At 59.3% G+C, this 23,554-nt stretch carries 24 protein-coding genes; 10 read left to right on the forward strand and 14 right to left on the reverse strand.

The window, feature by feature from the left end; genetic code table 11:
* Positions 1-24: 24 nt before the first annotated feature.
* The 6 genes from AB1E42_RS04635 to AB1E42_RS04660 form a co-directional block, all read right to left on the reverse strand.
* Positions 25-885 carry a metal ABC transporter permease gene (locus AB1E42_RS04635; protein ID WP_368345828.1) on the reverse strand — a complete coding sequence of 287 codons (861 nt, stop codon included), beginning with the start codon at positions 883-885 and terminating at the stop codon, positions 25-27.
* A complete protein-coding gene (locus AB1E42_RS04640; RefSeq protein ID WP_368345829.1) occupies positions 885-1,754 on the reverse strand; it encodes a metal ABC transporter permease in 870 nt (289 codons plus the stop codon). Before AB1E42_RS04640 ends, AB1E42_RS04635 begins: the two co-directional genes overlap by 1 nt.
* A complete protein-coding gene (locus AB1E42_RS04645) occupies positions 1,751-2,632 on the reverse strand; it encodes a manganese/iron ABC transporter ATP-binding protein (RefSeq protein WP_368345830.1) in 882 nt (293 codons plus the stop codon). Before AB1E42_RS04645 ends, AB1E42_RS04640 begins: the two co-directional genes overlap by 4 nt.
* 55 nt (positions 2,633-2,687) lie before the next feature.
* Positions 2,688-3,509: a metal ABC transporter substrate-binding protein gene (locus AB1E42_RS04650; protein ID WP_368346367.1), complete on the reverse strand. Its 822-nt coding sequence runs from the start codon at positions 3,507-3,509 to the stop codon at positions 2,688-2,690.
* A gap of 223 nt (positions 3,510-3,732) precedes the next feature.
* Positions 3,733-4,515, reverse strand: coding sequence for a 3-methyl-2-oxobutanoate hydroxymethyltransferase (locus AB1E42_RS04655; protein ID WP_368345831.1), 783 nt, complete (start codon positions 4,513-4,515; stop codon positions 3,733-3,735).
* Positions 4,512-5,492, reverse strand: a complete 981-nt coding sequence (locus tag AB1E42_RS04660) for a sterol desaturase family protein (RefSeq protein ID WP_368345832.1) — start codon at positions 5,490-5,492, stop codon at positions 4,512-4,514. Before AB1E42_RS04660 ends, AB1E42_RS04655 begins: the two co-directional genes overlap by 4 nt.
* Positions 5,493-5,587: 95 nt before the next feature.
* Between AB1E42_RS04660 and AB1E42_RS04665 the strand changes: the two genes are divergently transcribed.
* A complete protein-coding gene (locus AB1E42_RS04665; RefSeq protein WP_368345833.1) occupies positions 5,588-6,508 on the forward strand; it encodes a LysR family transcriptional regulator in 921 nt (306 codons plus the stop codon).
* A gap of 28 nt (positions 6,509-6,536) precedes the next feature.
* Here AB1E42_RS04665 and AB1E42_RS04670 read toward each other — a convergent pair whose 3' ends face one another.
* Positions 6,537-7,568, reverse strand: a complete 1,032-nt coding sequence (locus AB1E42_RS04670) for a LacI family DNA-binding transcriptional regulator (protein WP_368345834.1) — start codon at positions 7,566-7,568, stop codon at positions 6,537-6,539.
* Between the two features lie 139 nt (positions 7,569-7,707).
* Between AB1E42_RS04670 and AB1E42_RS04675 the strand changes: the two genes are divergently transcribed.
* From AB1E42_RS04675 to AB1E42_RS04710, 8 genes are all read left to right on the forward strand, one after another.
* On the forward strand, positions 7,708-8,784 hold the full coding sequence (locus tag AB1E42_RS04675) for a fatty acid desaturase family protein (RefSeq protein ID WP_368345835.1): 1,077 nt from the start codon (positions 7,708-7,710) through the stop codon (positions 8,782-8,784).
* 31 nt (positions 8,785-8,815) lie between these two features.
* Entirely contained in the window at positions 8,816-9,133 is a 318-nt protein-coding gene (locus AB1E42_RS04680; RefSeq protein WP_368345836.1) for a MocE family 2Fe-2S type ferredoxin, read from the forward strand.
* Entirely contained in the window at positions 9,126-9,914 is a 789-nt protein-coding gene (locus tag AB1E42_RS04685; protein WP_368345837.1) for a 3-methyl-2-oxobutanoate hydroxymethyltransferase, read from the forward strand. The genes AB1E42_RS04680 and AB1E42_RS04685 overlap by 8 nt, the downstream gene beginning before the upstream one ends.
* Positions 9,915-10,259: 345 nt before the next feature.
* Positions 10,260-11,690, forward strand: a complete 1,431-nt coding sequence (locus tag AB1E42_RS04690; RefSeq protein WP_368345838.1) for a mannose-1-phosphate guanylyltransferase/mannose-6-phosphate isomerase — start codon at positions 10,260-10,262, stop codon at positions 11,688-11,690.
* 95 nt (positions 11,691-11,785) lie between these two features.
* Positions 11,786-12,706 (forward strand): sulfite exporter TauE/SafE family protein, encoded by a 921-nt coding sequence (locus tag AB1E42_RS04695; protein ID WP_368345839.1) that lies wholly within the window; start codon positions 11,786-11,788, stop codon positions 12,704-12,706.
* 79 nt (positions 12,707-12,785) lie between these two features.
* Entirely contained in the window at positions 12,786-13,442 is a 657-nt protein-coding gene (locus tag AB1E42_RS04700) for an ABC transporter ATP-binding protein (protein WP_368345840.1), read from the forward strand.
* Positions 13,439-15,835 (forward strand): FtsX-like permease family protein, encoded by a 2,397-nt coding sequence (locus tag AB1E42_RS04705; protein WP_368345841.1) that lies wholly within the window; start codon positions 13,439-13,441, stop codon positions 15,833-15,835. The genes AB1E42_RS04700 and AB1E42_RS04705 overlap by 4 nt, the downstream gene beginning before the upstream one ends.
* On the forward strand, positions 15,825-16,874 hold the full coding sequence (locus AB1E42_RS04710) for a lipocalin-like domain-containing protein (protein WP_368345842.1): 1,050 nt from the start codon (positions 15,825-15,827) through the stop codon (positions 16,872-16,874). The genes AB1E42_RS04705 and AB1E42_RS04710 overlap by 11 nt, the downstream gene beginning before the upstream one ends.
* 24 nt (positions 16,875-16,898) lie before the next feature.
* On the opposite strand, the gene AB1E42_RS04715 is transcribed toward AB1E42_RS04710, so the two are convergent.
* The 6 genes from AB1E42_RS04715 to AB1E42_RS04740 all read right to left on the reverse strand — a co-directional run bounded on the left by AB1E42_RS04715 (position 16,899) and on the right by AB1E42_RS04740 (position 22,473).
* The gene (locus tag AB1E42_RS04715; RefSeq protein WP_368345843.1) at positions 16,899-18,533 is read right to left on the reverse strand and encodes an acyl-CoA synthetase; all 1,635 of its coding nucleotides are present in this window, start codon (positions 18,531-18,533) and stop codon (positions 16,899-16,901) included.
* Between the two features lie 2 nt (positions 18,534-18,535).
* Positions 18,536-19,336 (reverse strand): enoyl-CoA hydratase, encoded by an 801-nt coding sequence (locus AB1E42_RS04720; protein ID WP_368345844.1) that lies wholly within the window; start codon positions 19,334-19,336, stop codon positions 18,536-18,538.
* Positions 19,337-19,357: 21 nt separating this feature from the next.
* Positions 19,358-19,804, reverse strand: coding sequence for an OsmC family protein (locus tag AB1E42_RS04725; RefSeq protein ID WP_368345845.1), 447 nt, complete (start codon positions 19,802-19,804; stop codon positions 19,358-19,360).
* Positions 19,805-19,829: 25 nt separating this feature from the next.
* Positions 19,830-20,969 (reverse strand): glycine cleavage T C-terminal barrel domain-containing protein, encoded by a 1,140-nt coding sequence (locus AB1E42_RS04730; protein ID WP_368345846.1) that lies wholly within the window; start codon positions 20,967-20,969, stop codon positions 19,830-19,832.
* Positions 20,970-21,098: 129 nt separating this feature from the next.
* Positions 21,099-21,623, reverse strand: coding sequence for an Lrp/AsnC family transcriptional regulator (locus AB1E42_RS04735; protein WP_368345847.1), 525 nt, complete (start codon positions 21,621-21,623; stop codon positions 21,099-21,101).
* Positions 21,624-21,738: 115 nt separating this feature from the next.
* On the reverse strand, positions 21,739-22,473 hold the full coding sequence (locus tag AB1E42_RS04740) for a heparan-alpha-glucosaminide N-acetyltransferase (protein WP_368345848.1): 735 nt from the start codon (positions 22,471-22,473) through the stop codon (positions 21,739-21,741).
* A 183-nt stretch (positions 22,474-22,656) separates the two neighbouring features.
* Here AB1E42_RS04740 and AB1E42_RS04745 point away from each other — a divergent pair, with 183 nt between their 5' ends.
* The gene (locus AB1E42_RS04745) at positions 22,657-23,025 is read left to right on the forward strand and encodes a VanZ family protein (protein WP_368345849.1); all 369 of its coding nucleotides are present in this window, start codon (positions 22,657-22,659) and stop codon (positions 23,023-23,025) included.
* Between the two features lie 9 nt (positions 23,026-23,034).
* Here the strand turns inward: AB1E42_RS04745 and AB1E42_RS04750 are convergent, their stop codons facing one another.
* Positions 23,035-23,538 (reverse strand): hypothetical protein, encoded by a 504-nt coding sequence (locus AB1E42_RS04750; protein WP_368345850.1) that lies wholly within the window; start codon positions 23,536-23,538, stop codon positions 23,035-23,037.
* Between the last annotated feature and the right edge of the window lie 16 nt (positions 23,539-23,554).

Consider the following 23,554-nt stretch of genomic DNA (forward strand, 5'->3'; position numbering starts at 1 on the left):
AAAAGGTCCGAGCCTGCCACTCGCCTAAGCGCTCTCTTCCGCCATCCGCTGCATCGAACGGCGGCGGTTTCGGATTTGGCTGCTGGTAAAGGCTACAACAAACACAGCCGTCAGGATGAGCACAATCGTCGGGGCAGGGGCGCTGTCGAGGAAGAAGCTCGCATAGGTGCCGAGCAGCATCGACGCCATGCAGATTAGCACTGAAACCCAGAGCATCGTGCGGAATTTGCGCACCAAAAGGAAGGCAATCGCCCCCGGTGCGATCAGCAGTGCAATGGCGAGGATCAAACCTGCGGCATTGAGCGTGGCGACGATGGTCAGTGAGATGAGGGCCAAGAGCCCGTAATGCAGCGCCGTCACCCACAGCCCGGAGGCTCGGGCCTGTGCAGGGTCGAAACTGTGCAGGAGCCAATCCTTCCACTTCAGCACTAGCAGCAGAGCCACCCCTCCGGAAATAAGCCCCGCCTGCCAAAGATCGCCTGTGCCAACGCCGAGCATATTGCCAAAGAGGATGTGGTCGAGGTGCGCATTTGTTTCGATTGAGACATAGAGCACGATCCCGAGGCCAAACATCCCCGAAAAAACCACCCCCATCACGGTGTCCTGTTTCACGCGGCTGTTGCCGGCGAGGTATCCTGTCGCCACGGCGGTAAACATACCCGCTGCAAAGGCCCCAAGAATTAGCGGCAGGCCGAGGATATAGGCCAGCACGATGCCGGGCAGCACCGCGTGGCTGATCGCGTCGCCCATCAGCGCCCAGCCCTTGAGCACCAAAAAGCATGACAGAAGCGCGGTCGGTACCGACACAATCATCGCGATGTAAAAGGCGTTTTGCATGAAGGGAAAGCGAAACGGCAGCAGTGCGGTGGCAAGGTCGAACTCCATCACGATACCTCCCCGTTTCGGGCTTCAAGCGCCTTGGCCCCTTTGCGGCGCGTGGCCAAGATCCCGTGTTTCGGGGCAAAAACGAACGCCGCGAGGAAGATCAGCGTTTGTAGGACGACGATGATCCCGCCTGTCGCTCCGTCCAAGAAATAGCTCGCGTAGGCCCCCAGAAAGCTCGTCCCCGTCCCGATGCTGATCGAGGTGAGGATCAGGCGTGGAAACCTGTCGCAGAGCAGGTAGGCTGTCGCCCCCGGCGTGACCACCATGGCAATCACCAGAAACGCACCAACCGTCTGCATCGCCGCCACCACGGCGGCAGACAGAAGCACAAAGAACACCGCCTTCAGCAGGCGCGGGCGCAACCCGATGCTGCGGGCGTGGTTTTCGTCAAAGAAGGTGACCATCAGGTCTTTCCACTTCGCCGTTAAAACCGCGAGCGAGACAAAGCCGATGATCGCCAATTGCAGCGTGTCACTCGGTGTGATGGCGAGGATATTGCCCATGGTGATCGTCATCACATCGACGGAAACGGGGCTGACCGACACCATAAAAAGCCCCAACCCGAAGAAGGAACTGAAGATCAGCCCGATGATCACATCGACCTTCAGCCCCGACCGCTCTGAGAGAAAGAGCATCGCCGCCGCCGCCAACCCGCCGGAGGCGAAGGCCCCCAGCGCGAAAGGAATGCCCAGCATGTAGGCGCCCGCGACGCCCGGGACGACGGCATGGGAGAGCGCGTCACCAATAAGCGACCAGCCTTTGAGCATCAGGTAGGACGAGAGAAACGCGCAGACGCCACCAACGAGCGCAGAGACCCACATCGCATTGGTCATATAGCCGTAGTTGAAGGGCTCCAAGAGGACACTCATTCGCCGCCCTCCGCCCGCTGGGTCTTGTCGCCGTACTGCACAAACGGGCGTTCGTCATCGGTCAGGATCGTCACGCTGCGGGCGTCAGAATCGTCGTGCAATGCGTCACCGCCCAGTGTGAAGTGGCGCAAAACCCCGCCAAAGGCTCTTTCGAGATTGGCGCGGGTAAAGGTCGTCTCGGTCGGGCCATGCGCCAGCACCGTGCCCTTGATCAGGATGGTACGGTCACAGAACTCGGGCACCGAACCGAGGTTGTGGGTCGATACGAGCATCACGCGCCCCTCGTCCCGCAGCTCGCGGAGGAGGGCGACGATCTGTTCCTCGGTTTTCACATCAACGCCTGTGAATGGCTCGTCAAGGAGGATCACCTGACCCTCTTGGGCAAGGCTCCGCGCAAGGAACACGCGCTTGCGCTGCCCACCAGACAGTTCACCAATCTGGCGATGGCGGTATTCGGTCATATTTACCCGTTCCAACGCCTCATCGACCGCTTTGTGATCGGCGGCGCGTGGGCGGCGCAGAAAGCCCATATGCCCGTAGCGCCCCATCATCACCACGTCTTCGACAAGCACCGGAAAGGCCCAATCGACCTCCTCTGATTGCGGCACATAGGCGACCAGGTTTTTGCGCAGCGCGGCGCGAACAGGCATGCCGAGGATCTCGATCTCGCCCTTGGATGCGCCAACAAACCCCATGATCGCCTTGAAAAGGGTGGACTTCCCCGCGCCATTGATGCCGACGAGCGCCGTCACCGTGCCAAGCGGTACATCAAAACTGGCGTTCCAGAGCGCGGTATGCCCGTTGCGATAGGTGACCGTTGCGTCACGCACGGAAATCCCGCTCGTGGTGGTCGGCTGCGCTGGTGTCGCGTCTTTCATCGGTTTGATCTTTCTCTGCGGCTTCATCGGTGATCTAGCGCAGCATGGTTGCCCGTCACTCTACCGCCTGTGTGAGCCCTTCGGCCACTGTTGTCGATGTTACGCGCAAAAGGTCAAGATAGGTTGGCACCGGCCCTTCGGCGGTGCTGAGGCTGTCAACATAGAGTACACCACCATAGGCCGCGCCGGTTTCCCGCGCGACTTGCTCGGCAGGGGCGGTGTTGACGGTGCTTTCGCAGAATACGACCGGAATATCATGTTCGGTCACCCCATCAATCACCGCGCGGACTTGCTGCGGTGTGCCCACCTGATCGGCGTTCATTGGCCAGAGGTACAGTTCCTTCAGTCCAAAATCCCGCGCCAGATAGGAGAACGCCCCTTCACAAGTCACGAGCCAGCGGCGTTCCTCCGGGATCGTCGCAATCGCCGCGCGGAGCGGCTCGATTGTTGCGCGGAGTTCATCTTTGTAGGTAGCTGCATTCTGAGCGTAAATGTCGGCGTTTTCAGGGTCGTGGTTGGAGAATGCGTCTGTGATATTGTCGATATAAATCAGCGCATTATCCAGCCCCATCCACGCATGCGGGTTGGGTTTGCCTTCGTAGGCGCCTGCGGCAATCGAGATCGGGTCGATCCCGTCAGTCAGTGTCACCGAGGGGATATCGCCCAGATTGCTGATAAATTGCTCGAACCACAGCTCAAGGTTCATGCCATTCCACAGGATCAGGTCGGCATCAAACCCGCGCACGATGTCCTGCGGGGTCGGCGCATAGCCGTGAATTTCTGCACCCGGCTTGGTGATGGAAACAACCTCCGCCGCATCACCTGCCACGTTCGCTGCCATATCCGCCAGCACCGTGAAGGTTGTCACCACTTTCATTTTCTCATCTGCGCGCGCGGCGCTGCCGGCGAGGGCTGTTGTGCCTGCGAGGAGGGCGCCAAGAACGGTGGTCTTGTTGATTTGCACGTCGATGCTCCGAGAAAAAGATAGGGTACTTGCCCTTTGAGTCTTCGATACTGCAATTCATTCTCAGTGTAAACGCTTTTGCAAATCATTCTCAATTTTTTGATTTGGGTTTAAAAAAGGCGATGAGCAATTTGGTCTACACGTCCCACAGAGAGGCCAGCAACTCGTCATCCATCTCGACAATATGCCCGCGCTCTGGGAAGGCGCCCGACATAACGTCCGCGATATACTCGCGATAGGCGCTGACGCGCTCGGCCTGCAAGCGGTCCCGCTCGGCGGCGAAGTTGCGATAGGTCTTTGCATGGCGGGGGATGTGCCCACGATTTTCGCCCAAGATATCGGCAGAGAACAGGTATTGCGCGTCGCACCCGCCGCCAGAGCCAAGCGAGATCGTGAGCAGGGAGGTCCGTTTGGTGATCTCACGCGCGAGATTGGCGGCGATGACTTCCATCTCCACCGCAAAAGCCCCAGCTTGCTCAAAATCCTGCACCTGCTGCCAAATCATTTTTGCCTGCGCGCGGGTCTTGCCGACAGCGCGAAACCCACCCGTCCATGTGGCTTTCGGCGGAACCAGACCCACATGGCAGATCACCGGCACCCCTTCTCGGGCCAACCCTTCGACAATCGCGGGGCTCATACCGCAATAGACCGACTGCGCGCCGGCAGTCATCGCCGCCATTGCATCGCGCAGCGCCTCCGTCACATTGGCGTGCTTGCCCCACGCAAGCCCGTATTGGAAATGCGTATTCGGCACGGCCTTCGCAAAATCTGCGCGCTCGGGGATGAAGGCCGTGCCGATCATATCCATACCGGCCTCTGCCGCGGCGATGGCTTCTTCCTTGCGGGCCACTTGCACATAGCTGATTTGCCGGACACCCTTCAGAGCGCGCAGGTCCATGACGGAAAGTGGGCCGCTCATTTGCCCATGATCCGCTTGCGCCGTTCCTGCATCCGTTCGTTCGCCGCCACGGTGCCATCGTGGAAAGAGCCGAACCACTTATCCCACGGGATCTCAAGGCTGCCGTAGTTACACTCGAAATAGCGATGGTGCATCTGGTGGTGGAAGGTTCCCAGCGCGAGGCGGTTTTTGTCGTTGATCAAAAGCCCCTGAAACCCCGTATGCGTGGTGATCGCGGACAGGAAATAGTACTGAAGGTGAAACAGGATATGCAGCGGATGTGCGCCGATAAGCAGGTGTACAAACACCCCGCCAAGGAAGATCATCTGTTCAACCGGATGCATCGACATGCCCGACCACGGGCCGACATTGATGTTCCTGTGATGCAGCGCATGCACATGTTTGTAAAGAAACGGAAAATGCAGCGCGCGATGGATCAGGTAGAAGTAAAAGCTCTCCCAAATCGGGATCAGGAAGAAGATCGTGATGAACCAGACAGGCTGCGCCTCGAAGGTGATAAGCCGCATATGCCCGTTGGCGAGCGCCCATAACAGCACCACTTCAAACGCCGTCCAGATCAGAACGCCGGTGCCCAAGGTCCAGAACATGTTGTCGCGGATCTGCCCGCCAAGCGTGAACTGTTTGCCCTTCACCATGAGCGGGCGGGGGTCGTATTTCAGCTTCTGCCCCTGCGCGGCATAGGTGTAGAACCACAGATGCAGCGATCCGGCGACAAGGAGCGCCAGCAGAATATTGCGCAGGTACATTTGCGAAATCCAGCCAAGGCCGAAAGTTTGCGCAGCCTCCAGCGGCGGCTGAAACCAGACATAACAGGCAATCGCTATCCCGAGGATCAGCAGTTTCTCGGTGATTAGGAACCATGAGTTCCAAGCCCATTTTGCCATCGCAACCGGATCAAGCGGCCAACTGAAAAACGGGGAGCTTTTGAGGGGAACCTCCGGCAAGTGGTTCCAGCCTTTGAGTTGTTCATCAGACATGGCGTGATCCTCCTGTGCACACCTGAGAGATTGACAGAAGCCATTACAGCGAACAAACAGAATAAAGTGATCAACAACATCTGAATTTTAGATTTATGACGGTGTCCCTCAAAGCAATGCAGTATTTCAACCTCGCCGTTGCGCGGGGCAGCATCGCGCAGGCGGCGGATGAGTTGAACATCGCGGCGTCGGCTGTCTCGGCGGCCATTGATCAGGTTGAAGCTTCGTTCGGCCTCACGCTCGTCACCCGCCAACGGGCGCGGGGGATAGCGCCTACCGCCAGTGGCCGATTGATGGTGCGCAAGTTCGAGCGCCTGCTGGAAGACTATCGCGCCATTCTTGAGGAAGGTGCTGAGCTAAAGCAGTCGTTGAGCGGTGCGTTGCGGGTTGGCTACTATGCGCCAGTCGCGCCGGCCTTCCTGCCCAGCATCTTCTCCGCCTTTTTGCCGCCTGAAAGTGATGCCGTGCTGCACCTTGAAGAGTGCGATAACGATGCAGCGCAAGAGGGCCTGCTCAATGGGGCATATGATGTCATCCTCTTCGTCAGCGAAGGGGCCAAAGCGGCCATTGAGTTCGACGTTCTGATCGAGGCACCTGCCTATTGCTTGCTCGCCGCCGATCACCCGTTGGCCGCGCAAGATACCGTGAGCCTCGCCGATCTCGCGCAGGAACCCCTCGTCGTGCTCGACCGCCCCGTTGCCGCGCCCTATTACTTGCGGTTGTTCGAGGGTGCGCACACAAAAACAAATGTCGTCGCCTACGCCAATTCTACCGAGATGGTGCGCAGCCTTGTGGGCGCAGGGCGGGGTTGCGCCGTCCTCAATATGTTGCCGCTCGCGGACACCTCCTACAGCGGCGAGCGCCTCGTCGGTCGCCCAATATCCGACGACTTGCCGCCACTAACGCTCTCGGTCGCCTATAATCGCACCCAGCCTCGGCGCATTGTGCAACACTTTGTTGACGCCTGCCGCGCGTATTTCGCCGCTGAAGGTCCGCACCAATGCATTGTGAGATAACGCGGCCGCTCGTCGGCCGATCGTCGGATTAAACCGACTCCGGCAGCCAAATCTGCGGTGCGAAAATCTTGCCACCAGTCATGGCATCCCCATTCCCGAGCTGCTGCCTGATCATTTGATCGACCAGCGCTGCGCATAGTTGTTCAAGTGGCGTGGCTATTACCATCGTGACAATACCCTCGCTTAGTGCCGCGCGGCTTTCTGGCGTTAGTTCATTTACGATCAGCGTGCACCGTTCCTCTGGGCGCAGCTCACGCACCGCCGCAATCGCACCCTCCATGCCGCCACCCGCCACATAAAGCCCCGCCAGATCTGGCGCTCGGTTCAGGAGAGCGAGCGTCGCCTCATAGGTCAGTTGACGGGTTTCGAGGTTTACCGCCGTATCCAGCGGCACGATTTCGGGTGCGTGGTCCCGCAAATAGGCGCGGAAGCCTTCCTCCCGCAGCGCATGACCGTGCCAGCGCGTCCCGCCGACAAAGAGCGCGACCTTCCCAGGCCGTTGTCGCCGCGTGGCCATCATAAAGCCTGCCAGCCGCCCGACCTTCACATTGTCCATCCCGAAATACCCCGCGCCCGAACGGCCGCCAAAGTCATTGAGCAGTGAATAGACAGGCGTGCCAGCGCGGGTCAGATCGTCCGCAAGGCGGGACAGGCTTGCATGGTTAACAGCCGTCGCGGCGACGACATCAGCGCCTTCTGCCGCCGCGCTGATCTCTTCCGCAAAATCTGCTGGCGATTGTGAGGCCGCGAAACGGATCTGCGTTTGGATCACCACATCCGCGCGCGCCTCACAGGCCGCTTCGATCTCGCGCGCGAACTTTTGGTAGAAGGCCTGACCTTTCTTGTGCAGCACAAAGCCAAGGTTGAGCACAGGCCGCTCGTCGCGCTTGCGCCTCTTCAAGGAGCTGGGCAGGGGATAGCCGAGCGCCTCTGCCGCCCTGACGACCCGCTCCCGCGCGCGGGGCGAGACATTGGGGCGTTCGTTTAGTACGCGGTCAACTGTGGCGGGGCCGAGGCCAGCCTCCCTTGCAATATCAGTGATGGTCGGGTTCCGGCGCATAGGGGCAGGGTTGAAGAAAACCCATCATCCTGTCCAGCGAAATTGATGCTTTTTGATGTGATTGAGGTTCAGTTTTCTTGGGGCAGGGTGTCGCCGCCGCTACGCTCACACAAAACGAAGCGATTTTCGGGAGGAACCAATGACCAAGCGCGATTATTCCCTTTTGGGGCCGGATGCCCACCGCGCGGTCGAGACAGGATTGGCCGCAGCCGAGTGGTACCACACCGATATCCCGCGCAAGGAGATGAAGGCGCTGATGCAGCGCAAGGATGGCCCCGCGATCCGCGACACCGCGCTCCTCTTTGCCTCGATGCTCCTGTTTGCGGGCCTCGGCATTGCGCTCTGGCCGAGCTGGTGGTCCGCCCCTTTCTGGCTCGCCTATGGCGTCCTCTATGGATCGGCGATGGATTCCCGCTGGCACGAATGCGGCCACGGCACGGCCTTCAAAACGCGGCATTACAACGATTGGCTCTACCAGATCGCCAGCTTTTGCATGGTGCGCAATCCCGTCAGCTGGCGATGGTCACACGCCCGCCATCACACCGACACGATCATCGTCGGGCGCGACCCTGAGATCGTGCTGATGCGCCCGCCTGCGCTGGCCCGCGTCATTCTCAATTTCTTTGGTATTCTCGATGCGCCGCATGGCTGGGCGCGGATGCTTTACAATGCCGCGGGCTATATCCACCCTGAGGAGGCGGATTACATCCCCGAACAGGAGCGCCCCAAGGTCATTCGCATCGCCCGAATCTGGGTTGCGATCTATGCCGCCACGATCGCGCTGGCCGTCGCCACAAGCTCAATCCTGCCGTTGATGGTCATCGGCTTGCCGCGCTTCTACGGTGCTTGGCATCATGTGATGACGGGGCTGCTTCAGCATGGCGGGTTGGCGGATAACGTCATCGACCACCGGCTGAATTCCCGCACCGTCTATATGAACCCAATCTCGCGCTTCATCTATTGGAACATGAACTACCACGTCGAACATCACATGTTCCCGATGGTGCCCTATCACCAGTTGCCCGCCCTTCACGCGGCGATCAAGCACGACTTGCCCGCGCCAAACCGCTCAATTGCCGAGGGGTTCCGCGAGATGTGGCCGGCGCTGAAGCGGCAGCTGAAATACGAGGATTTCTTCCTCAAGCGCGAGTTGCCCGCGACGGCCAAACCCTACCGCGAGGACTTTCACGCTTCCGCTCTCGGCGCTGCCGAGTGACATCCCACACGACCGACTGGAGACACCCCACATGCCCTGGATTGACGCCTGCGCAACCTCCGACATCGACGAAGAAGACCTGATCCGTTTCGACCATCGTGACCGGACTTTTGCCATTTATCATTCACCCGACGGAGAGTTTTTCTGCACCGATGGCCGCTGCACCCACGAAGAGGTCCACCTCGAGGGCGGCTTGGTTATGGAATACGAAATCGAGTGCCCTAAACATAACGCGACATTCGACTATCGCACGGGCGAGGCGTTGCGTGCACCGGCTTGCGTAAACCTCAATACCTATCCGGTGAAGGTCGAAAGCGGGCGCGTCTTGATCGAGCTGTCCGATGCGTAGCGCGCGCCCCACCGTCGCCGATATCCGCGCGCTTAAAGGCAAGCGCACCCTGACGATGCTCTTCGTTGAAACGCCCGAAGAGGCCGCCGCTGCAGCGGAGGCGGGGATCGACATGCTGTCGATCATTGATCCCTTATGGACGCCCGAGATGCGCGAGGCGTCTGGCACCTGCTTTGTGCAGGTGGGGCTCCTCTACGGGCAGCTAGTCACGCTTGAGGATTATCAACGCGCCGCGCATCGCGCCATGCAGATCGGCGGCGATTGTGTCTATTGCGCCTCGTCTCTCGGCACGATCAAAGCGCTGGCCGATGACGGCATTCCCGTTGTCAGCCATGTCGGTTTGATCCCGTCCAAAGCAACTTGGACGGGCGGGTTCAAAGCTGTCGGCAAAACCACGGCCAGCGCGCTCGAAGTTTGGCGCCATGTGCAAGCTTTGGAGGCAGTCGGGGCATTCGGCGCCGAGCTGGAGGTCGTCCCTGACCGTGTGGCAGCCGAGATCAGCAAGCGCACATCGCTTGTGATGCTCGGCATGGGCGCAGGCTCAGGGGCGGACGCACAGTATCTCTTTGCAGAAGACGTCCTTGGCTTCACGCGCGGCCATAAACCGCGCCACGCCAAAACCTACCGAGACTTCGCCGCTGAATTTGCACGATTACAACAAGAGCGGATCGCCGCCTTCTCCGAGTTCCGCACGGACGTTGACAGTGGTGCTTATCCCGCGCCCGAGAATGTGGTGCCGATTGAAGATGCGGAGTTTGAGGGGTTCTTGGCGCAGATTTGAGGGCTTTTGGAGATGCTGCTGATAAACTCTCCGAGGTTTTGCCTCGCAAAACATTTTTTTGATAGGCATACTTTTATAGGCCTATTCCTCATGCTCTCATGACGGGTCCACGTTGGCGCGATCACATTGAAAACACCTTGAAGCGAATGCCAGAAATCGCGGAGCGGCTTAGAAGTCTCTGAAAGTCTGTTTCTGTATGGCCCAATCCTCTTAATACTTTCTTTACGATGAGCGCAGATAGAGTGACAGGCGAATACACCTTTGGCGTGCACGTCTCGCTTGTGTTCTGCGTGCCCTATGCCTAGTCCTTGAGAATGCGAGACAGTCCTAGATAGGGAAGTAACCGTGCCGAAACCTATTCACCCGATCCTTCTGGCCGGTGGGTCTGGGTCTCGGCTGTGGCCATTGTCGCGCAAATCTTACCCGAAGCAGTTTGCGCCGCTCTCGGGCAAGGAGACATTGTTTCAAGCCTCCGCCAAGCGCGTCGTGGGCGATGAGTTTGCGCCACCTCTGGTGCTGACCCATTCAGATTTCCGGTTCATTGTATCGGAGCAGCTTCAGGAAGCCGGCATTGACCCCGGCTCAATCCTGCTCGAACCATTAGGGCGCAACACCGCCCCCGCCATTCTCGCGGCCGCACTTTGGTTTCAAAAGGACGATCCGCACGCGCTGATGCTGGTCGCGCCATCCGATCACGTTATTCCCGACGTAAAGGCCTTCCAAGATGCAGTCGCCCTTGGGCGCATTGCGGCAGAGGAGGGCAGGATTGTGACGTTCGGCATTACGCCCACCCATCCGGAAACTGGTTACGGTTATCTTGAACTCTCCGACGAGGTGTCTTCAGAGGATCGCAAAACCATTGACCTCCTCCGCTTCGTCGAAAAACCCGACCTTGCGCGCGCCGAAGAGATGAGCACTTCCGGACGTCACTTATGGAACGCTGGGATTTTCATGTTCTCCGCGAAAACCCTAATTGAAGCGTTCAAAGAGTACGCTCCCGACCTCGTCGCACCGGTCACGGCAGCTATCGACCATGGCAAGCCGGATCTCGGGTTCTTCCGCCTTGATCCTCAGGCATGGAGCGATGTGCCCGATATCTCTATCGACTTTGCCATCATGGAGCGGGCGCAGAACCTCGCGGTTGTTCCCTTTGGCGGGGGGTGGTCTGACCTTGGTGGCTGGGATGCCGTGTGGCGCGAGAGCACACCGGATCAGGACGGGGTTGTAACGTCTGGCGCAGTTACAGCGTTGGAGTGCAAAAACACATTGCTCAGATCCGAGGATGAAGGGCTGGAATTGGTAGGCCTCGGCATCGAAAATATCATAGTGGTGGCCATGCCTGATGCGGTTTTAGTCGCCGACAGATCCCGCGCGCAGGACGTCAGACAGGCTGTTGAAGCTCTTGAGCAAAAACAAACGCGCCAGGCCGACACATTCCCTCGAAACCACCGCCCCTGGGGATGGTATGAATGCCTTGCGCGCTCTGACCGATTTCAGGTTAAACGGATCGTCGTCAAGCCGGGTGCCGCGCTCAGTTTGCAATCGCACCTCCACCGGTCCGAACATTGGGTCGTGGTGGAAGGAACCGCAAAGATGACTATCGGAGACGAGACGCGCCTCATCTCTGAAAACCAGTCTGTCTATGTTCCGTTAGGCGAAAAACACCGTCTCGAAAATCCGGGCAAGCTGCCGATGGTGCTCATTGAAGTGCAAACAGGCGGTTACCTTGGAGAAGATGACATCGTTCGCTACGAGGATGTCTACGCGCGGGACTAGGATGGCGACGGCTTTGTCCGAATGGGTGGCGACCATTGCGCTCAGCGCATAGCAGGCGTAGGGACGGAAGCGTCACGCCAATCGGGGCCAAGCCCATGCATATCTATCTCCCCATCGCCGAAGTCTCGGTCCACGGGCCACTTCTTTTGTCGATCGGTCTGATGGTTGGCTTCCTCTCTGGGGTGTTTGGCGTTGGTGGCGGGTTCTTGATCACCCCGCTTTTGTTTCTCATTGGCATTCCGCCAGCCGTGGCGGTCGCAACCTCTGCCAACCAGATCGTCGCGTCGTCCTTTTCCGCGATCCTCACCCACATGCGGCGTCGCACGGTGGATTTTCGCATGGGCACGGCGCTGATGATCGGCGGGCTTGCCGGCTCAACCGTCGGCATCACGATCTTTGAGGCCTTACGCGCGCTTGGGCAGGTCGATCTCTTGGTGAGCCTCTTTTACGTTGTTTTTCTTGGCCTGATCGGCGCCTTGATGTTTGTCGAAAGCCTGCAAGCCCTGCGCGCCTCCAAGGTGCAAGGGCCAAAACCCAAGCGTAAGCGCTCGGGGCGTGACTGGGTTCACGCGATGCCCTGGCGCATTCGGTTTCGCACGTCAGGGCTCTACATTTCGGTGTTTCCGCCCCTCATTGTGGGTTTCTTTGTCGGCGTGCTCTCCGCCATTATGGGCGTCGGCGGCGGCTTCGTGATTGTGCCTGCGATGATCTATATTCTTGGCATGCCAACGAAAGTCGTGGTCGGCACATCGCTTTTTCAGATCATTGTGGTGTCAGGCTACACAACCATGATGCATGCTATCAACAGCCATACCGTCGATACCGTTCTTGCCGTTCTCCTGATCATCGGCGGCGTTGTTGGCGCGCAAATCGGCAGCCGCATCGGGCTCCTCCTCAAAGCAGAACAATTGCGCATTCTTCTCGCGATGTTGGTGCTGGCCGTCGGGATCAAGCTGGGCCTCGATCTCGCGATAGAGCCTTCCGAGCTGTTCTCGGTGGAGATTGCGGCAGGTTAGGTCATGTGGCCAGCCTATCGCTCACTTCCCTCTTTCCATCGCCTCCTCATGCCATACCTTGTGCACAAAAGGAGGCGGCATGCTGCTCGAGATCCAAGACCTCACGAAATCCTACACCGGTCCTGACGGCACAGTGCCCGTCTTGCAGGGCATCAGCCTGTCGCTCGCGGCCGGAGAAGCACTGGCCCTGACCGGCGAGTCCGGTTCTGGCAAAAGTACGCTCCTGCATCTGATCGGCGGGTTGGACAGGGCCGATGGCGGGCGGATTTCAGTCAACGGGCAGGAGGTGACGGCCCTCGATGACGCAGGGCGGGCCGCTCTACGCCGCGAGAAGATTGGCATCATCTTCCAGCAATTCAATCTGATCCCCTCGCTGACGGTGCGGGATAATATCCGGTTTCAGGCGCGCCTCGCGGGGCGGGATGATCCAGCTTGGGCGGCCACCTTGATCGACGCTCTCGGGCTCGGCGATCAACTTGCCAAATATCCCGAGGAGCTGTCCGGCGGGCAGCAGCAACGGGTCGCCATCGCCCGTACGCTTGCCGCACGTCCGGCACTCATTCTGGCTGATGAGCCCACCGGAAACCTCGATGAAGAAACCGCCGATAGGGTTCTTGATCAGTTGTCCCGTCTCGTCTCGGAAGCCGGAACCGCGCTCGTTCTCGTCACGCACTCTTCGGTGCTCGCGGCGCGTATGTCGCGCCAGCATCACCTAAGCCACGGATGCCTTTCATGATAGCTGCGGCTCTTTCTGCGCTCTGGTCCTACTGGCGGCGCAATCTGTTGCAGCTTCTGACAATGATTGCGGGCCTCGCTTTAGCAACTGCCTTATGGTCGGGCGTGCAGGCGCTCAATACCGAAGCCCGCGCCAGTTACGCAGCAGCAGCGGCAGTGGTGGGCGAGGGGCGCTACGATCAGTTACTCCCCCGCGCTGGGGATACCATCCCACAAGACAGGTTCGTCGCATTGCGCCGCGCCGGTTGGTTGGTCGCGCCTGTGTTGGAAGGGCGCCTCACACTGCCCGAGAGCGAGGTCATGCTCCTCGGTATTGATCCCTTGACCATGCCAGCCGGAACCGGAGCGGCCGCACAGGCGGCAACGGTGCCCTTCGCGCGTTTTCTAAGTGGAGATGTTGTCCTCGCCCATCCCGTCGATGCGGCATCGCTCGCCAGCGTGGTGTCGGCAGACGTCATCCCCAACGCGGATATCACGCAAGGCACCGCGCTTGCGGATATTGGCTTGGCTCAAACACTTCTTGATAAGCCCAACCAACTCAGCCGGCTTGTTGTCGCAGCCAATCTGCCATTGCGGCTGCCCGCACTTTCGGATGTCGCGCCTGATCTGATCTTGCAACCGGCTCAGGCTGGCTCCGATACGGCGCAATTGACCGACAGCTTTCACCTCAACCTCACGGCCTTTGGCATCCTCAGCTTCGCGGTCGGTATCTTCATCGTCTACGGCGCGGTTGGGCTGGCATTTGAGCAGCGCCGCGCGATGGTGCGCGCCTTGCGGACAATGGGCCTTTCCATGCGTTTTCTGATGACGATGCTCATTGCCGAAATCGCGCTGATTTCCCTCTTTGCCGGATTAATTGGCGTGGTTTTGGGGTATTTCCTTGCCGCCAGCCTCCTACCCGATGTCGCAGCGACGTTGCGCGGACTGTACGGCGCACAGGTCGCGGGGACGCTGCAATTGCACCCTTCATGGTGGCTCTCCAGTCTTGGGATTGCCCTTCTTGGCGGCGCTGCGGCGGCTGCGAGCGCCATCTGGCGGATGAGCCGCCTGCCGCTCCGCGCTGGGCGCGATCCGCAGATCTGGGCGATGCAAACCGCGCGTGGATGGCGTGCGCAATCCGTCGTCGCGCTTTTGCTCCTCTTCGCTGCCGCTGGCTTGGTGCTGAAAGGCGGCTCGTTATTTGTGGGCTTTGCCTCTGTCGCGGCGCTCCTTTTGGGGGCCGCGCTCGGCCTGCCGCCACTGCTGGCCGTGATGCTGCTGCTGGCTGAAAGGCAAGCGAAAGGTGCCATCGCTCAGTGGTTCTGGGCCGATACCCGCCAGCAATTACCGCGCCTCGGCCTCTCTATGATGGCGCTCCTATTGGCAATCACCGCCAACATCGGTGTCTCCACGATGGTGTCCAGTTTCCGCCTGACATTCTTAGACTTTCTCGACCAACGCCTGTTTGCGGAGGTCTATGTCAGCACCGAGACAGAGGCCCAAGCTGCGGCAATCGAAGCGCTGGCAAATGACGGGGTCACGGTGCTGCCTTTGCTTTCGGTTGAAACGCGGATCGGCTCTCAACGCGCCGATCTCTACGGCGCGCGGGTCGGGCCGGTTTATGCTGAAAATTGGCAGTTTCTGGCGCAAGAGGGCGCCGTTTGGCCAAGGGTCGCCGCGGGCGAGGCGGCCATCATCAACGAGCAACTGGCGCGGCGGGCTAATCTCTGGCCGGGTGATACCATTCCCATTTCGCCCGATCAGGCGCTGCCTATTGCAGGTGTTGTAGGGGATTACGGAAATCCGATCGGCCAAGTCATCATCGGCGAGGATCTTTTCAAAACTCTCCACCCTGCGGCCATGCTCAGCCAATTTGGCGTGCTCGGCGGCGGCGCTGATATGTTGACCCAGCGCCTCCAATCGGAACTCGGCTTTGCACCCGCCCAAATGATTGATCAATCGGCGCTCAAGGTAGCCTCGCGCGCGGTGTTTGAACGGACATTCACCGTTACAGCCGCGCTCAACGTTCTGACGCTCGCGGTGGCGGGCGCGGCCATTTTGTTAAACCTCCTGACAATGGCCAGCATGCGTGTGCCGCAGCTTGCGTCCGTCTGGGCGCTGGGCATCACGCGCCAGCAGCTTGGCCGCCTTGAGCTTGCCCGCGCCGCTGCGCTCGCGGCGCTGACCTTGCTTCTCGCTCTGCCGTTGGGCCTGATACTTGCTTACCTCTTGCTCTCAGTCATCAATGTCGAGGCTTTCGGCTGGCAGTTGCCAATGTATCTCTTCCCCGTCGATTACGCTGTGCTGGGGCTGGTTTCGTTGATTGCCGCCTTTCTCGCGGCTCTCTGGCCCGCAATCCGGCTGGCCCGCACCACGCCCGCCCGTTTCCTTCAGGTTTTCTCAAATGAAACATAAGGTATTCCTGTCGCTGCTTCTGATGTTCCTGCCCCTACACATGTTCGCGCAGGGCTTCGCGGGGATGGCTACGGATGTCGAAGGTTTCACCGATCCCACGCCCGCGCCAAGCTTCAGCTTTCCCGCGGATCACGGGCCACATCCCGACTACCGTATCGAGTGGTGGTACCTCACCGCCAATCTCCAAGACGCCTCTGGCACCGACTATGGCCTGCAATGGACGCTGTTTCGCACCGCCCTCTCGCCTGATCCGGCGGAGGGGTGGCAAAGCCCGCAAATTTGGTTCGCCCATGCCGCGATCACGACAGCCGAGTCGCATTTCACGGCCGAACGCTTCGCGCGCGGCGGCATTGGGCAGGCGGGTGTGAACGCAGATCCTTTTACCGCTTGGATCGATGAGTGGCAGTTGACCGGCGATGATTTCACCGCACTGACCCTGTCTGCCGCAGGAGCGGATTTCGCCTATGACATGGACCTTACTGCAACCGGCCCGCTGATATTCCACGGGCAGGGCGGTTACTCGGTCAAATCGTCCGAAGGGCAGGCAAGCTATTACTACTCGCAACCGTTCTATTCGGTCACAGGCACGTTGACCCTTCCCAATGGGGATGTGACGGTCTCCGGTACCGCATGGCTGGATCGTGAATGGTCCTCGCAACCTTTGAGCGATGCCCAGCAGGGATGGGACTGGTTTTCGCTCAGTTTCGACACGGGCGAACGGCTCATGGCCGCCCAGCTGCGCAGCGAAGATGGCAGCCGCTACCGCTCCGGCACCTGGATACACCCCGATGGAAGGACCGAGCCGCTCTCCGACGGTGCGTTGAGCCTCACGCCTCTGGCGTCCGAAATGGTCGCGGATCGTGACTTGCCAGTAACATGGCGGATCGAAGTAGCTTCAAAAGGCGTTGATATCACATCTCGCCCCCTCAACCCGCAGGCATGGATGGACGCCAGTATCCCTTATTGGGAGGGGCCGGTGTTCGTCACTGGAAGCCACGCAGGGCAGGGCTATCTTGAGATGACGGGCTACGAGAAATAGGAGCGGCGCCGCAGCGCCATTCCCTTATGCGTCGAGCGCTTTTGCCTGCTCGCGCAGAACGAACTTCTGGATTTTTCCGGTCGATGTGCGCGGAATTTCGGTAAACACGAACCGCCCCGGCACCTTATAGGCCGCCAGTTGCTCACGGCAGAATCCCCGCAGTGTATCAGCGTCTGCGTCATGACCTGCCGTAAGCTCGATAAAGGCACAGGGCGTCTCGCCCCACTTCTCGTGCGGCATGGCCACCACAGCTGCGACCGCAACTGCCGGATGCCGGTAGAGCGCCTCTTCCACCTCGATAGAGGAGATATTCTCGCCACCCGAAATAATGACGTCCTTGGAGCGATCCTTCAGCTGTACATAGCCGTCAGGGTGCATCACGCCCAGATCGCCCGAGTGGAACCAACCGCCTTCAAAAGCCTCCTTCGTGGCCTCCTCATTGCGGAAATACCCCTTCATCACGACGTTCCCGCGAAACATCACCTCGCCCATCGTCTCGCCATCGCGTGGCACGGGCTGCATGGTTTCGGGGTCCAGCACATCCAGCTGCTCGAGCGGCAAGTAGCGCACGCCTTGGCGCGCCTTCAGCTTCGCCTGTTCGGCGGGCGGCAGGGCAGACCAGCTCTCATGCCAGTCGTTCACTACTGCGGGGCCGTAGGTTTCCGTCAGGCCATAAAGGTGCGTCACGTCAAAGCCGGCTGCTTTCATCGCCGCCAATACGGATTCCGGCGGTGGGGCGGCTGCGGTGAAGAACTGCACCGTATGATCAAGCGTCCACTTCTCGTCTGCACTTGCCCCGATCATCAGCGACATCACAATCGGCGCACCGCAAAGATGCGTGACCTTTTCATCGGCAAGTGCAGCCCAGATCGGCTCCGCCCGCACTTGCCGCAGGCACACATGGGTGCCAGCAATTGCCGAAAGCGTCCAAGGGAAGCACCAGCCATTGCAATGGAACATCGGCAGGGTCCACAGATAGACCGCATGTTTCTGCATCGAGGTCGTCAGCGCATTGCCCTGCGCCAACAGGTAAGCGCCACGATGATGTGAGACCACGCCCTTCGGGTTGCCTGTGGTGCCGGAGGTGTAATTGATCGAGATCGCGTCCCATTCATCCTCGGGCATCAGCCACGCGAAATCTGCCTCACCGCTTGCGACAAAGGCTTCATAGTCCAACGCCGCATCATCACCGCCCGCGCCGGTATATTCCGGATCGTCGTACTGGATCACCAGCGGAGACACTTCGCACAGCGCGAGCGCTTCCTGCAAAAGCGGCATGAACTCGCGATCCGCAATGACGATCTTCGACATTGCGTGGTCCAGCTGAAAGGCAATGATTGCCGCATCAAGGCGGGTGTTGATCGAATGTAGAACGCCGCCCGTCATCGGCACACCATAATGGCATTCCAGCATTGCGGGCGTGTTTGAAAGGAGCGCTGAGACAGTGTCGCCGCGCCCGATCCCTTTGGCGGTCAGCGCGGATGCCAGCTGCCGCGAGCGGCTATAGAACTCCGCGTAACTGCGGCGCAACGCGCCATGCACAATCGCCGTATGATCGGGAAAGACCGTCGCCGCGCGTTCTAGAAAGGTCAAAGGCGTCAACGGCTGGTAGTTCGCAGGCGTCCGGTCGAGGCCCACGTTATATGGGTTCGTGCTCATTTTCAGCTGTCCTGCCACTTCGGTGCGCGCTTTTCGATGAACGCGCCAATGCCTTCCTCGGCGTCGCGAGCCATCATGTTTTCGACCATCACCTGTGAGGCATAATCGTAAGCCTCTGCCAGCGGCATTTCGCGCTGCGCATAGAATGCCTGCTTGCCGGTGCGTAGTGTCATGCTGGATTTTGCGGCAATCTTGCGCGCGGCTTCCATTGCGGTTTCGGTCAGGGCTTCATCCGCTACCGCGCGATTGACCAGCCCGATTTCGGCAGCGCGTGCCGCAGGGGTCATGTCGCCGGTCAGCAGCATTTCCATCGCATGTTTGTTGCTGACGTTACGCGACAGCGCCACCATCGGCGTCGAGCAGAAAAGCCCGATATGCACGCCCGGCGTGCTGAATTTCGCGCTTTCCGCTGCATAGGCCAGGTCGCAGCTCGCCACCAACTGGCAGCCCGCTGCGGTCGCGATGCCCGTAACTTCGGCAATCACCGGCTTCGGGCATCCGACGATGCTCTGCATGACGCCTGAGCACATCCCCATGATCTTGGCAAAATACGCTTTGCCACCATCATCGGCCTGCCGTCCGGCGGTGAGTTCCTTCAGGTCATGCCCCGCACAAAAAGCGGGGCCGGTGGCGGCGAGCACCACCACACGAACGGCCGGATCGGTGCCTGCCTCGTCGATCGCGCGCCCCAGCTCTGTCAGCATCGCTTCCGACAGTGCGTTGCGCTTTGCACTGTCATTCAGGGTCAGGCGTAGAATGCCGTTCTCGTCGAGGTCTCGAAGCAAAATTCCGCTGTCATGCACCGGTCCGATCCTTTCGTCTTTTTATAAAATGTTGACTTCCACGAAATCAGCCAGCGTGTTGGCGAGGAAGCAGTAGCGATGCGCGCGGTGCTGCATCTCTTTCAGCGTTGGCTCATCGACCGAAAAGCCGGTATCGAAGCGGATCACCGGATTAAGGTCGATCCGCGTGACAGCCATCTGCCCTTTAGGGTTCTTTCCCAAATGCGCTTCGGCATAATCGTGGTAGCTCGCCACCGGCCAGCCGGCCTTTGCACATAATGCAAGGAACGTCATCATGTGGCAGCTTGAGAGCGCTGATGCCAGCGCCTGCTCGGGGTTGGTGTTTTCGATCTTGCCGCCCCAATCAGGGGCGGCATCGACGAGAACCTCGTTATGATCGTTGTAGCGCACAGTGTGTTCTGCAGAATAGGCGCCCGGCTCAAAAGCCGCGCTGTCACGGTGCCAGTGCAGTTCGATGGAAAGTGACATTCCGGCTCCTCCTGGACAGGCCCGATCAGGCCGCTGCGATCGCTTTCTTCGGATCAAAGAACGGACGCTCGACAATCGTTGCATGCGTCGGGCCGGAGCGCGTGACCACCTCGACCTCAGCACCAAGATTGGCCCATTCTGCCGCAACCATTGCAAGCGCAATATTCTTCTCCAAGCGCGGAGAGTAAACAGCAGAAGTCACTTTTCCAACCTCTTCGCCGTTGATCATGATCGGCCAGAAGGTCGTGTTCGGTCCTTGCAGCGGGTCGCAGTCGATGACGAGGCCGATCTGTTGGCGCTTCGGGCCTTCTTCCTTGATCTTGCGTAGGGCTTCCTTGCCGATGAAATCGGCTTCCATGTCGAGGTTTACCAGGCGATCGAAGCCCAGCTCGAACGGGTTGGTGTTGATGTCGGCATCGGCGTGATAGGACAGCATCCCGCCTTCGATCCGGCGGATCGAGGAGGTGTGTCCGGGCTTCAGACCGTGCGGCAGACCTGCCACCATGATCCGTTCCCACAGGTCATCGCCGCGCGAACCGTCGCGCAGGTAGATTTCATAGCCCAGCTCGCTCGACCATCCGGTGCGGGAGACGATAACCGGAATGCCATCCAGGTCCAGCTCACGCAGCCAGTAGTATTTGAGGTCCATGATCTCTTCGCCGAAGAGGTCTTTCATGATCTCGCCGGATTTCGGACCTTGCAGCTGAAGCGGGGAAACATCAGGCTCGGTGATCTTTACATCGAGGCCCGAGTTCACGGCCACGCCCTGCGCCCAGAGGAGGATGTCGCTGTCAGCCAACGAGATCCAGAAGTGGTTCTCGGCAAGGCGCAGCAGGATCGGGTCGTTCAGGATGCCACCATCCGCGTTGGTGATGAGGATGTATTTGCACTGGCCGACTGCCATTTTCGACAGGTCGCGCGGTGTCAGCATCTGGGTGAATTTTGCTGCATCCGGTCCGGTGATCTCAACCTGCCGCTCAACAGCGACATCACACAGGATCGCGTCATTGACGAGGTTCCAGAAGTTTTGCTCCGGATCGCCGAAATCACGCGGAATATACATGTGGTTGTAGACGGAAAATCCCTTGGCGCCCCAGCGAACGGTCGCGTCGAAATAGGGGGATTTGCGAATTTGAGTGCCGAAGCCGAAATCATCTGACTGCATGTTCAATCTCCTTGTCAGTGCTGCGCCCCGGGACCACAATGTCCGGACAGCTTGACCGTGATTTAGTCCGCCAGAAAAATTTTTTCGGTCTAAAAATTATGCAGTAACCAGCCCGTTCAGACTAATTGTTCACGGCTTTCTGGCCCGATCGGTCGGGATCGTTGGAACAAGGCTTCCCGCCGCCAGTTTGGCGAGGTTCGGCGGCGTCGATTTCACTTCGCGAGTCCCGATATAGGTCATGTAACGATCGACCCCCAGCTCTGCCTCCAGCATCGTGTCCATCAGTTCCTGAAAGGCAGCAAGGCTTGGGCAAACGATCTTCAAGACGTAATCCATGCCGCCGCCGGTGGCGATGCACTCGATGATCTCGTCATGCTCGCGTACGAAAGCCTCGAACCTGTCAAAATCCGCTTTCCGGTGGCTGTTGAGCGATACGGTCACGATCACTTGGGTGAAATTGCCGATCCGCTCCAATGCAATCTTGGCATTATAGCCTCGGATCAGCCCTGCTGTCTTGAGCCGGTCCAGCCGCGCCCAGCAGGGCGTCGCGGACAGATTAACGATCTCGGCAAGCTTGGTCTTGCTCAGTTGTCCGTGGTTCTGGATGGCGCTCAGAATCCGGATATCCGTCGCATCAAGGCCAAGTTTCTTCATCCGCCGGTGATCCTGCTTGATTATTCCGAGCCATGTCGAAGAGACGCATGAGCCCTGTGATAATATATAAAGCCCGTGCCGCGCGACGTCATCCTGATTTCGACAGGTGCGATGCTCAAAGCGCCAGCCTTGCAACCGAAAAGACCGCGAAGAGGAGCGGTTGGTGCAAAAGGTAGATCAGGAGTGAATACCGTCCGGGAACCGCTGCCCAATAGGGGATGGTTACATGCGATAATCGCGCAAAGGCACCGCTGCGCACCGCGACCTTGCCAAATGCAAGGCCCAGAATGAATGGTCCCAGCCACGGGGCGAGCGGGATATAGTCCACCGCAGAAAACCGCGCTGTTTGCAGCCCAGTCCACCATAGCAACGGGTGATTGAAAACATCGGACTGCGCCCAAAAAGGCAGAGAGATGACAAAAGCAGCCATTCCCACCAGCAGCGGCGCAGGGAGGGTCACAAGCACGAGGCCGATGAGCAAGCAAGCCGCTATTGCATGGAGAATGCCAAAGAATACAAACGCATCAGGCAGCGCGATATATGTTCCAACCGATACGAGCGCCGCGCCAACTGCCACCTGCGCCCAACGGCGAAAGAAGCCGGAAAGCGCGCCGTGCCTGTGCTGCCGGAGAGCAAGGCTGATGCCTGAAATCACCAGAAAACTGCTCGCCGTGCAAATCGCCAGTAACCGCCAAGGCGGGCTCATCGCTGTCCCGCGTGAAACCCAACCAAACAGCTCGAGATCAAAAACGATGTGATAAATGACCATCGCAACAATCGCCGCTGTTCGGGCACCATCAAGTATGCCAATACGCGCGGTCATCGCCGCCTGTTCTCTGGTTTCTGCCATCCTGACCCGCTTCGTGTAGTGTTTCGGCCTTTGCGGGAACTTTCACTCCGTTTCCCACGAATTGCCATCCAAAACCGCCTCCAGCACAGATCCGCTTGAGATGCGCCCCCGCGATGGACCTCGGCCAAATTCCCCTCTACAGGGGTATAAACCGCAGAGCAGCGCCCAAAAACAGGAAGTCTGGTGTCCCTCATTCGTCGAAAACCCTTTGCTTTGGGCGGCACGGTCGTCTTGGCGATGCTGATCGTTTGGGGCACGTTGACGCCACAAGTCCTCCCAAGAACCAACAGCTTGCCAATCGATAAACTCCTGCACGCGGGTTCTTTCGCGCTTTATGTGCTGCCCTCAGCGCTTTTCTACCCGCGCGCACTGTGGGCAGTCTTGGCTTGCGGGGTTCTCCTCGGTGGCGGGATCGAACTCGTTCAACCGCTCGTCGGGCGATCCCGCGACATGGCCGATTTCCTTGCAGATATCATTGGTCTTGCAATCGGTCTGGGCATCGGGCGCGTTTGCGCGCGCGTGTTCGGCCTTCGATCGCGCTCCTCTTCCTGACGCAGGCGGTTAAAGGGCGCTCCTCACCGCCGCTACCGCCGTTGCCGTCGGCGCGCCTTCGTGCCGCATGATGATCCGGCCGCTTCTGTCCACCAGCAGAACAGTCACTGCCTGTGTCGTCGCTATGCCCAGCGGACCGTTCAGCGTCTCGGGCCGTACATAGAGCGTAAATGTCCGCGCCTCGGTCGCGTCATCAAACGCACTGCGCAAACCACCATCAATAAAGCTCCGCGCCAGCGAGGCACCGCGCCCCAACACAAGCACTTGCGCATAAGGGCCATCGCTGGGAAGTCCCAACTCCTGCACCCAAGCCTCAACGTCCGCTTGCTGGTCGCGCTCGTAGGCGAGAATTACCGCCGTGCGCTCCGCAGGCAGCTCACGCGGCCAATTCACAGTTTTCCCATCAAGGGATTTCATCTCGATAGCAGGCATTGTCTGCGCGTAGCTGCCCCCCGCAAACGCCGCGCAGAGGCCGATCGCAAGCGCGATACAAGTTACAACAGTACGGTTCATGAGAACAAAATCCCTC

It is taken from the genome of Pelagovum sp. HNIBRBA483 (genome assembly GCF_040931995.1).
In the GTDB taxonomy this organism is placed as follows: Bacteria; Pseudomonadota; Alphaproteobacteria; order Rhodobacterales; family Rhodobacteraceae; genus JAEPMR01.